The sequence below is a fragment of the Pseudoalteromonas luteoviolacea genome (assembly GCF_018100925.1).
GTDB classification, from domain to species: Bacteria; Pseudomonadota; Gammaproteobacteria; order Enterobacterales; family Alteromonadaceae; genus Pseudoalteromonas; species Pseudoalteromonas obscura.
In genome coordinates this window covers 15,437-25,561 of record NZ_JAGJEH010000015.1, presented here as the reverse complement: position 1 = coordinate 25,561, position 10,125 = coordinate 15,437, and the positions used below count along the sequence as shown (strand labels likewise).

General features: G+C 46.2%; 1 protein-coding gene. It reads right to left on the bottom strand.

The annotated features are described in order from the left end of the window. Positions 1–2: 2 nt before the first annotated feature. Positions 3–10,022 (bottom strand): non-ribosomal peptide synthetase/type I polyketide synthase, encoded by a 10,020-nt coding sequence (locus J8M00_RS24360; RefSeq protein WP_211013009.1) that lies wholly within the window; start codon positions 10,020–10,022, stop codon positions 3–5. Positions 10,023–10,125: the final 103 nt, after the last annotated feature.

The following is a 10,125-nucleotide window of genomic DNA, read 5'->3' as shown; positions in this document are numbered from 1 at the left end:
TTTTATAAGTCCATCTCTGTCATGGATTGATCATCAAAAGCCGCGCTAATATCACGCCCACTAACTATGTCACTTATAACTTCCACCTGAGTTGCATCTGGGCCAGTCTGTGCTGAGCTTTGAAGGTCAGTAAGGCGCTGAGCCAGCAATGAGATGCTGCTAAAATCAAATATGTCTGCCACAGTACAGCGTACCGAATAGTTTCGATTTACCCGCGAAACGAGCTGCATAGCCAATACAGAGTTACCACCGCAATCAAAAAAGCTACTATCCACACTCAACTTTTCGACAGGAAGCAATGCCACAAAAAACTCATGAAGAGACTTTTCAAGCGCTGTTTCAGGTGCGCGATAGCGTACTTCTTGTTCAGTCGAAAGTTGCGGTAATAACAGGGCTTGAGTATCTATCTTTCCATTTGGTGTTCGAGGCCATTGACTCAACCAGCTAACATACTCAGGCACCATATAACTGGGTAATTTCATCATCAAATGTTGTCTAATTGCACTGTATTCCCACTGCACATCTTGACGTGTGCCCGATAAACAAAATGCACATAGATGCGCACTGCCTTGCTCTGTGGTTTTTACCAGCACACGTACATCATCTTGACCCAGCAATTTACGCAGCTGATACTCAATTTCTGCCAATTCAATACGATGTCCATGCAGCTTCACCTGGCTATCGAGCCGCCCTTGAAGCTCTATCCGACCGTCTGGTAAACGCCTCGCTCGATCACCCGTTTTGTAACAACGCAACACTTGACCATACACGGAGTGAGAGACAAAACTCTGTGCAGTAAGCGCCTTGCGATTAAGGTAACCCAGTGCTAAACCTGCACCTGTTATCCATAGCTCGCCCCAAACCCCAGTGGGCAACGGCACGCTATCATCACTGCTCTGCTCAGGCATCACCAACAGTCCAGTATTGGCGATCCCGTCACCTATCGTAATGTCATTCTCATCGGTTATACATGCCACACTAGACCAGATGGTAGTTTCGGTAGGACCATACATATTCCAAACGTTTGCGTCCTGAGCTAATAAGCTGCCTGCCAAGCTTTTGTCCAAAGGCTCTCCGCCACAGAGCACCGTCAGATTCGATACACAACTTGGTGCAGCTTTTATAAGCAGTTGCCAAAGTGTCGGTGTCGCTTGCATGTAAGAGATCTGCTCTCGTTCAATCAATTCAGCGATAGCAAGCGGATCACTACATACCGCTTCACTGGCGACAACCACCGAAGCGCCTGAAATTAGCGGTAGAAATAGCTCCAAGGCAGCAATATCAAATGCCGTTGTAGTAATTGCTAGGACGCGATCGTGCTGCGCTATGCCTGGTTTGTTTTGCATTGAAACCAAAAAGTTACTCAATGCACCATGCGTTATTTCCACCCCTTTAGGCCGACCACTTGAACCCGAGGTGTATATGACATATGCGCGCTGTTCAGACTCGACACTGCGACTTGGCGGTGTACTTTGGCATGAATCAATAGACTCAGTTTCAAAATCAATGTCAATACAGTGAGTATGTGCGTCAGTCATGGTCTTTATTTCTGCACACGGTGCGTCACACAGCAACAAATTGGCTTGCGAATCAGCCAAAACTTCTTTCACTCTAGCTTGCGGATAACTCACATCAATGGGTAAGTAAGCAGCGCCTGTCTTTAATACCGCCAACAATGTCACCACCAGCTTCGCACTTCGAGACATCGCCACCGCAACCAAACTACCTTTGCCAATACCCTGTTGAATTAAATAGTTGGCCAACTGATTAGATTGTGTTGCCAAGCCTTGGTAGCTGAGCTGACAGATATCATCCTGTACCGCTACTCGCTGCGGGGTTTGTGAGACTTGCTCGGACAACAGCTCGATGAGCGAGGCATCATCTGAAAACGAGTGTGACTTTGCCAACTGGCGACTGTTCAAAGCATGGTGTACTTCACATTTATGTAATGCCAATACATCACTGCTGAGTGTTTGGTCGATCGTTATCAACTCTGTCATTGCCAGCCAAGTACGGGCATAACTGCTGATCATCTCCTCATCGAATCGATCACTTTGATAATCGAGTTCAAGCCACCACTGCTCACCTATATTTAAGATATTGCATGACAGGTCAAATTGACCAAAGTGCGTCTCGTTGGCGATGGGGGTAAGATCTAGCCCTGCAAACTTGGGCAGGGTTTGCACGCGGTCAAAGTTAAAAACTGTATTGGGTAGCGTCCAAGCTTGCTCACACAATTGTGAATAGGGGTAATGTTGGTGCTCCAATGCGTCCAATAATTGCGCTTGTACTTGCGAGAGCAGCGCACCAAATGTCAAACTCAAGTCAATGTCTATCTGAAGTGGCAGCATGTTTGTGCAATAGCCCACAAGCTGTTCATCCAACACATCAGCATCAAATTCCGGTGACAATAACTGACGATCTGAAACTGGAATATTCACAGCTATACGATTTTGCTGAGACAACCTTTGCAACCAGACCATATAACAAGCTAGCAAGGTTGCAAATAACCCACACCCTTGAGACTTAGCAAGGCCTTGCAGGTTTTGTATAGCGTGCTCTGACAGGGCATATCTCAGCGACTTTGTTTGCAAGTTAGACTGCGCTTTAGCTGCGCGCTTAAGTGGCAACGCGAGCTGCTCACTACCAGCTAACTGCGCATGCCAATACACTTCATCTTTTTGCTGAGTTGCAGAATTTTCATAACTAGCTAACGCCTGTACATATGCACCATAATCAGGCGCATCCGCTGATAGGACGCCTTCCCCATCACTGTAATACTGTGCAACACTTGCCAAGATTATTTGCAAAGAGATGCCGTCACAGACGATATGGTGCGCAATAACACTTAGATAATGCTGCTGATCACCATCGCTGAGCAAACAAACACGACATAAAGCATCACGCTCAATCGCAAAGTGCCGGTAGCGTAATTCTGTCAACTGTCGCTGGGCATTTTGCAAAGTTAACGGATGCTCAGTGCGGCATAATTCCAGTTCGGGCGTTGCGCGTGCAACATGCATCAACTCATTAATATCAACACCAAAACTAAGCTGCGGAAATGCCTGCATCACATGTTGCACGGCACGTTTGAGCCTTTCAATATCAAGTGTTCCCGACAATCCAATACTGGCCTGAAGGTGGTATGCCAGTGCACCATTGTCGCTACGCAGCGCCAAAGCTAATAACTGCTTTTGGCCCTGAGTTAATGCAACCGGATCTGTTGTTCGATTTACTCTGTCTAACTCGTCAGATTCGACAACTACACTGTGTTGCTGGCCGAAGTAACCAGCACCTTTTAACGCCAGAGCGCTGCCTTTTACCGCATCAATAACAAATTCAATATCTTCATCACTGTGCGATGCACTGATAAAGCAATTTCGTCCTTCCCAAATAAACACACCTCGGTTAAGTAGCTCGTAGAAAAAGACATCGAGGTTTTGACTAAACTGAAAACGAAACAGTGAAGAGAATGATGTGATAGAGATAGGAATATCATGTTGTGCAAAAAATACGTTTAAAGTGTCACGCAAGTAGCTGGTTTTGTGCTCAAGCGCAGCTTGAAGCGCAGTACCCTGACGTTTGATCTCTTTGAGTACCGCCACTGCACTGGCCATACTCAGCGGGTGCTTGCAAAAGGTCCCAGCAAAAAATGTGGTATCAGCCTCAGGGAATGAATTATCACCATATTGCCACATTCCCCCATCAATACCATCTAGGTACTCGGCACTTCCTGCCACCACACCAATTGGCAGTCCACCACCAACAATTTTGCCATAGGTTGCTATGTCTGCCTGCACCCCCAACAACCTTTGCACGCCGCCTGGATGTGCTCTAAACCCAGTTATCATCTCATCAAAAATCAATGCAATACCAAGCGACTGTGTAAGCGCCCTAAGTTGCTTCAAAAACTCAAAGGGTTGCAGATCTGGGTGTCGACTTTGCACAGGCTCAACCAGTACTGCCGCAATGTTATGACCATTGGCTTTAATTTGCTCCAGTGCTGACTCATCACCGTATTTGAGCACCAAATTGTCATCAATTGCGCCCTGACGCACACCTGAGCACATGGGCTCCACCCCATCACTTCCAGGGGCTGCAGCAGCCAGAGTGCCGTCAAAATGGCCGTGATACGCGCCTTCAAACTGTACAACAAGGTGGCGCTTGGTTTTGTTTCGGGCCAGCCTCAGTGCCGTCATCACGGCTTCGGTGCCCGAATTACAAAAAGACACACGTTCGAGCCCTGTCAGCTCACTTATTAGTGAAGCAGCTTCACACGCCAACGGACTGGCAAGCCCCAATTGAATGCCACTATTTAACTGCTGTGAAAGTGCCTCAGTAATAAAAGCAGGTTTGTGACCAAACAAGTTCACACCAAAGTCCATGGTGATGTCGATATATTCGTTATCATCAATATCCCAAATACGAGATCCTTCACAGCGCTGCGCATAAATGGGGTACAGCATTTCTTTGCTGGATAATCTAAACCCAGCAGAGGCTCTACAATCCGCAAGCTGTGCACGGTGCTGAGCAATCAACTGCTTAGACGTTGCGGTCTTTTCGCAATATTGTGCGCTCAATGTCTCACTGTGTTGGCGCATCGCTTTGGTGCCTGCGCTATGATGCAATTGTTTACTTTGAAAACCAGGCAGTATTGCCGACGTTGCCTTTACTTTTGAACTGCTCTTTGGTGGCTCACTGTTTAGTTTATCAACTTCAGTGTTGCTAGCTTCAGCTCCCACTTGGAGTCTGGTGTTCTGAGGATGTTGACTGAGCCAAGACAGCTGCTGCGCAGTTACTTCAGATACACTTTGCTGAGCGGTTTCACAACTCACGCTCGCTGCAGCTTGCAATTGAGCTTGGCAAATACTCACGATCACATTACTTTCAACGTGTGTCGTAGTAGTCGCGACACTGTCACTGGGTTGCACAGATACACTCGGCTCGCTCTGTTCATCAACTGAAACTTGGGTTAAATAATCACTGTGCTGTGCAATGTAATTCACTAAGTTAGTGACATTACTTAACTCTTCATAAAACTGCCTGACACTAAACTCTAAGTCGAATTGTTTTTCAAAGATGCGCACCGCCCGCATAATCATTAACGAGTCCACCCCCATTTCTAAGAGTGCTAAGTGAGGATCTATCTGCACGGTCGACATACCTAACTCTTTTGCCAACGTCGACAATACAAACTCTTCAATCGCTTGTGTTCTTTGCAGATCATTGCTCGCTACTTGCGTCTGCACTGGATTGTGTCGCACGACCGTATCAGTCGCCCCAACCCAATGAGTATGTTGATCGAATGGATAAAGCGGAAGAGGTTCTCGGAAAGAGTCATGTTGAGATTGCGAGGGATAAAGCTTCGCCCACTCAACTTCCATTCCAAGCTCATAAAATGTTGCGATACTATTTCCAAGGCGAGCGCGATCACACCCTTTATCATGCAGCACATGTAGATAAGCGCCCTCGGGTTGTGGAAGGTTTTCTTGTGCCAAAGCACTCAAAATTGGTTTAGGGCCAAGCTCCACAACACACATTGACGCCAGCTCACCCAGCTCGCTCAAACACGCATCAAAACACACCGGCTCAACAATTTGCTCGCACCAATATTCAGGTTGAGTCAGCCTTGTACCTTCTGCTTTTCCGGTAACTGACGAAATAAACTTCACAGTAGGTTTATGTAATGTGATGGTGTCCAGCACTTTTGCAAACTCATCCAACATAGGGCGCATTAAAGGCGAATGAAACGCAGCCCCAGTGTTAAGCTCTTTCACGCGTATTTCTAAACGTGCTAACTCTTCTGAAATTTGCGCAATGGCATTATCACTGCCGGAAAACACCACACCTGCTTCACCATGATATCCGGAAATAGCAGCATCTTGGCAATATGCAGCAATCAATGCATGAGCACGCTCTTTAGTACATCTGGCCGCAATCATTTTACCGCCCGCGTCCAACTCATGCATCAGCTGTGCGCGGGTTGCTATTAGCTTAGTTGTATCAGCCAAAGACATCACACCCGCAATACATGCAGCCGCATATTCTCCGACACTGTGACTAATAAGTACGTCTGGCACGGTACCTAAACTGAGTAACGTCTTCGCCATCGCATATTCAACCGCAAAAATAGCGACCTGAGTCCAGCGAATTTGATTTAATAGTTGACCGTGTTGATCTTGATACAAAACCTCTGTTAAACGTTCATCAAAATATGGCGACAACAAAGTTTCACATTCGTCAATGGCTGCTTTAAATACCGCTTGTGACGCGTACAGTGATTTACCCATATCCGGATATTGTGAACCTTGTCCTGTAAACAAAAATACCTTTGTTACCGATTGATACTGAGCTGTATTTCTCTGCTCAATATCTGACTCGGCGCACAACGTGAGTTGCTGCACTAAAGCCTCACGATCAGTGCCATAAAAAGCCTTTTTTACACCTTTTAAAACAGGCGCTGTCGCTGCCTGATAAACTAAGCGATCAAATTGCTCACTCGTTAGGGTTTGCAACCGCTCAGCATATTGATGCGCCCACCGTGATAATGCGTGTGGTGATTTTGCTGATAGCGGCAACACATAAAAGTTGGCTTGCTCTGTTGGGCGGTTCGGCTTCGTCCTTTGTGGCGATGGTGCCAATATGACATGCGCATTCGTCCCCCCAAAACCGAATGAGCTCACAGCTGCTAGCGCCAATTTGTTTTTATAAACAGGCCAATTCGTAGCTTCTTTGGGGACCGTGATGGCACATTTGTCCCAAGCTATATGGCTATTTAATTTCTCACTATAGCGCTGAGCCGGTATTTTTTGATGCGTCATACACAGCATAGTTTTGATTAAACCCGCTAACCCTGCGGCCGACTCCAAATGACCAATATTGGCTTTAACTGAGCCTACAATAAGTTTATTTTGACGCTGTTGACCGTATACTCGTTGCAACGCCGAGACTTCTATGGGGTCCCCAAGTTCAGTACCGGTTCCATGTGCTTCTACATAATGGATGTCTTGCGCCTCTACACCCGCATGCGCTAGCGCCGCCTTTATGACTTGCTGTTGAGCACGTCCATTCGGGGCTGTAATTCCGTTACTGCGACCATCTTGATTAACTGCACTACCCTTGATCACGCCATAGATAGGATCTTTGTCAGCTATGGCCTGCGAGAGTGGTTTGATTAATATTGAACCTACCCCCTCACTGCGTACATAGCCATTGGCGCTATCAGAAAAAGTCTTACATCTGCCGTCGCTAGCCAACATTTGTGCGTTATCACATGCTTGCGATACATCGTCGTTCAAGATTAAATTCACCCCAGCAACCAACGCTTGCTTTATATCTCCCGCACGAATGGCTTGCACTGCGTGATGCAAGGCAACCAGAGAAGAAGAGCAGGCGGTATCAATTGCCAAGCTCGGGCCAGTAAAATTGTAATAGTAAGATAAACGATTGGCCGCAATGCTGAGTGCCGTTCCAGTACCTAGGTACGCGCTGCTTTTTTCTGCTTGTTGAGATTCAGAAAAATAATCACTTTGTGAGATCCCTACGTACACACCGATCCGTTGTTCTGCTAACTCGGACGGCATATAGCCTGCAGATTGAATGGCATGATATGTGTTTTCTAGTAGCAGCCGCTGTTGCGGATCTATGTGCTGCGCCTCACTTGGCGAAATACCAAATACGGCATGATCAAACTCAGAGATACCTTCTACATATCCCCCAAAGCGATTGGCATTGACCTGTGGGCATAGCTGCTGACGGGCATCGCTGGGCGTCGTGATGGCGTCGTGTTCATCCATCAATATTTGCCACAATGAGTCTAGATCACTGGCCTCTGGGTAGCGACAAGCCATACCAATGATCGCAATGTCAGTTTCCTGCTGTGGCGCTTGCTCCACAGCTTGTGTTTGAGAGTCAGTGATTTCTGAATTTGGCTGTAGTTCGGCCTCAAATTTTTGCGCTGGATGCCCTTCACCGCTGCTATCTAGTAGAGATTTTACTTCATCAAATTGGCACAAGTAGCCTGCTAATTGTGCAATATTCGGGTACTCGTACAAGATGGTTGATTCCAATTCAATACCATGCAGCTCCATCAATTCACCAGAAATACGCACCGCTTTCATTGAATCAACACCCAATGACAAAAATGATGCATCGATATCTAACTGGGTACTTTCAATGCCAACTTCCATTGCAATGATATTTTGCAGCAACTTGCAAACTGCAGTAGACAATGCCGCATCTGGGTGGATTGTCACAGGGGCTTCAGATACTTGAGACTGTTGCTCTTTCTCAGGTCTAAAGGCTGCCAATGCTTCAAAGCGAGCTTGCTCATAGTGCGCTTTATTTTCTTGGCGCTGAACCTTGCCGCTCGAAGTTTTACACAGCCGACCTGGCTTAATTAACACAACATCATAGGGAGCAATACCGTGGTTCTCGACAACCGCGCTGATAATTTTCTCTATCACGAGTGCTTTGTTCACTTTACGTATTGCCGTGCGCTTTATTTGCTGCACGATCACCAAGCGCTCTTCGCTCTGTGCATGGATTGAAAAGGCAGCGCCACCATTACTTTCTAACGCGTCATCCGAATCACTCACTGTTAGCTCTATATCTTGCGGATAATAGTTTTTGCCACGGAAAATCAGGACATCTTTACATCTACCCGTGACAAACAGCGATTGCTGATGCAAAAAGCCGAGATCGCCGGTACGCAAGTACGGCCCATCCCCTTCTTCAGCAATCTGTGCATGAAAAACTTCTTTTGTGAGTTCTGGTTTATTCCAATAACCTTTTGCAACACTGGCACCTTTAACCCAGATCTCACCGACTTCTCCATCTTGGCAGCGCAGGAGTGTATCCGGCGAAACAATAGCGATTTCATGATCACACCAAGCATGTCCACTCGAAACAGCCTGATATTCAGGAATAGCAGACTTGTCCCGATTATCAATGATGTGTTCCTGTATTTTAGCCAGCCCTTCAAGCATTTTTTCGTTATTTAGACTGAGTACTTTTGGTGATTCAAGCAACGCACCACCACTGGCAAACAAGGTTGTTTCGGCCATCCCATAACATGGGGAAAGACTCCCTTTGCGTAATCCACAACGTTTAAACTTGTTATAAAAGCGCTCTAATGTCTTCGCTCGTACAGGTTCTGCACCATTGAGCGCTGACTGCCAATGTGATAAATCAAGAGTTTCTAATTCCTCTTCCTTAATCGTGTCCACACAGAGGTCATAGGCAAAATTTGGAGCGCTTGATGTCACACCTTTGAATTCACTTAATAATTTAAGCCAGCGTAACGGCTTTTGCAGGAAGTAGGTGGGATTCATTAAACAAGCTGGCGCACCGATATAAATGGGTTGCAATATGCCAAAAATCAGTCCCATATCATGGAAGTGAGGCAACCAGCTGACTATGGGCGTTTCGCTACTATGGCCAAACGCAATTTTCATCATCTCTTCGTTGTCGGTGATATTATCATGGCTCACCATTACCCCTTTGGGTGAACCTGTTGATCCTGACGTGTACTGCAAAAAAGCCAGATCCTGACCTCTCACTGCAATAGGCTGCCAATTGCTTGGATCAGCTTCTATAGCATCAGTCGTATATAGCGATAAACCTGTAAGGCTTGATTCTGACTCAAAAAGCGGCCGTGCAATCTCATTGACTTTTTTGCTAGTTAGCACACCTTTTGCTCCAGCATCTTCAATGATACTGCGCAGCCGAGTTATATTTTGATTTTTTTTCGGAGGGTAAACAGGTACAGCAACAATACCAGCATATAAACAGGCGAAAAACGCTTCAATAAATGCAAACCCAGAATTATACAGAAGTAACGCGCGATCACCTCGCTCGAACTGCTTGTCCAATTGCGATGCTATTTGTCTAGCGCGATTATCAAGTTGTTTATAAGTCAAAGTTTGACTGGGAAGGTCGTCAGAGAAGAAATATTGATACGCAGTGTCATCACCACGTGTGTTTGCCAATGTAACTAACGTAGTCACTAAGTCTGTTTTCATGCCATGCCCACAAAAAAGAGTGATTAAGTGATCTCTCAGTTAGGAGCTAGGCGCAAATTTAGGCTTTTATATTTATGCAATGAAGGCCGCTGCAGCAATCCTA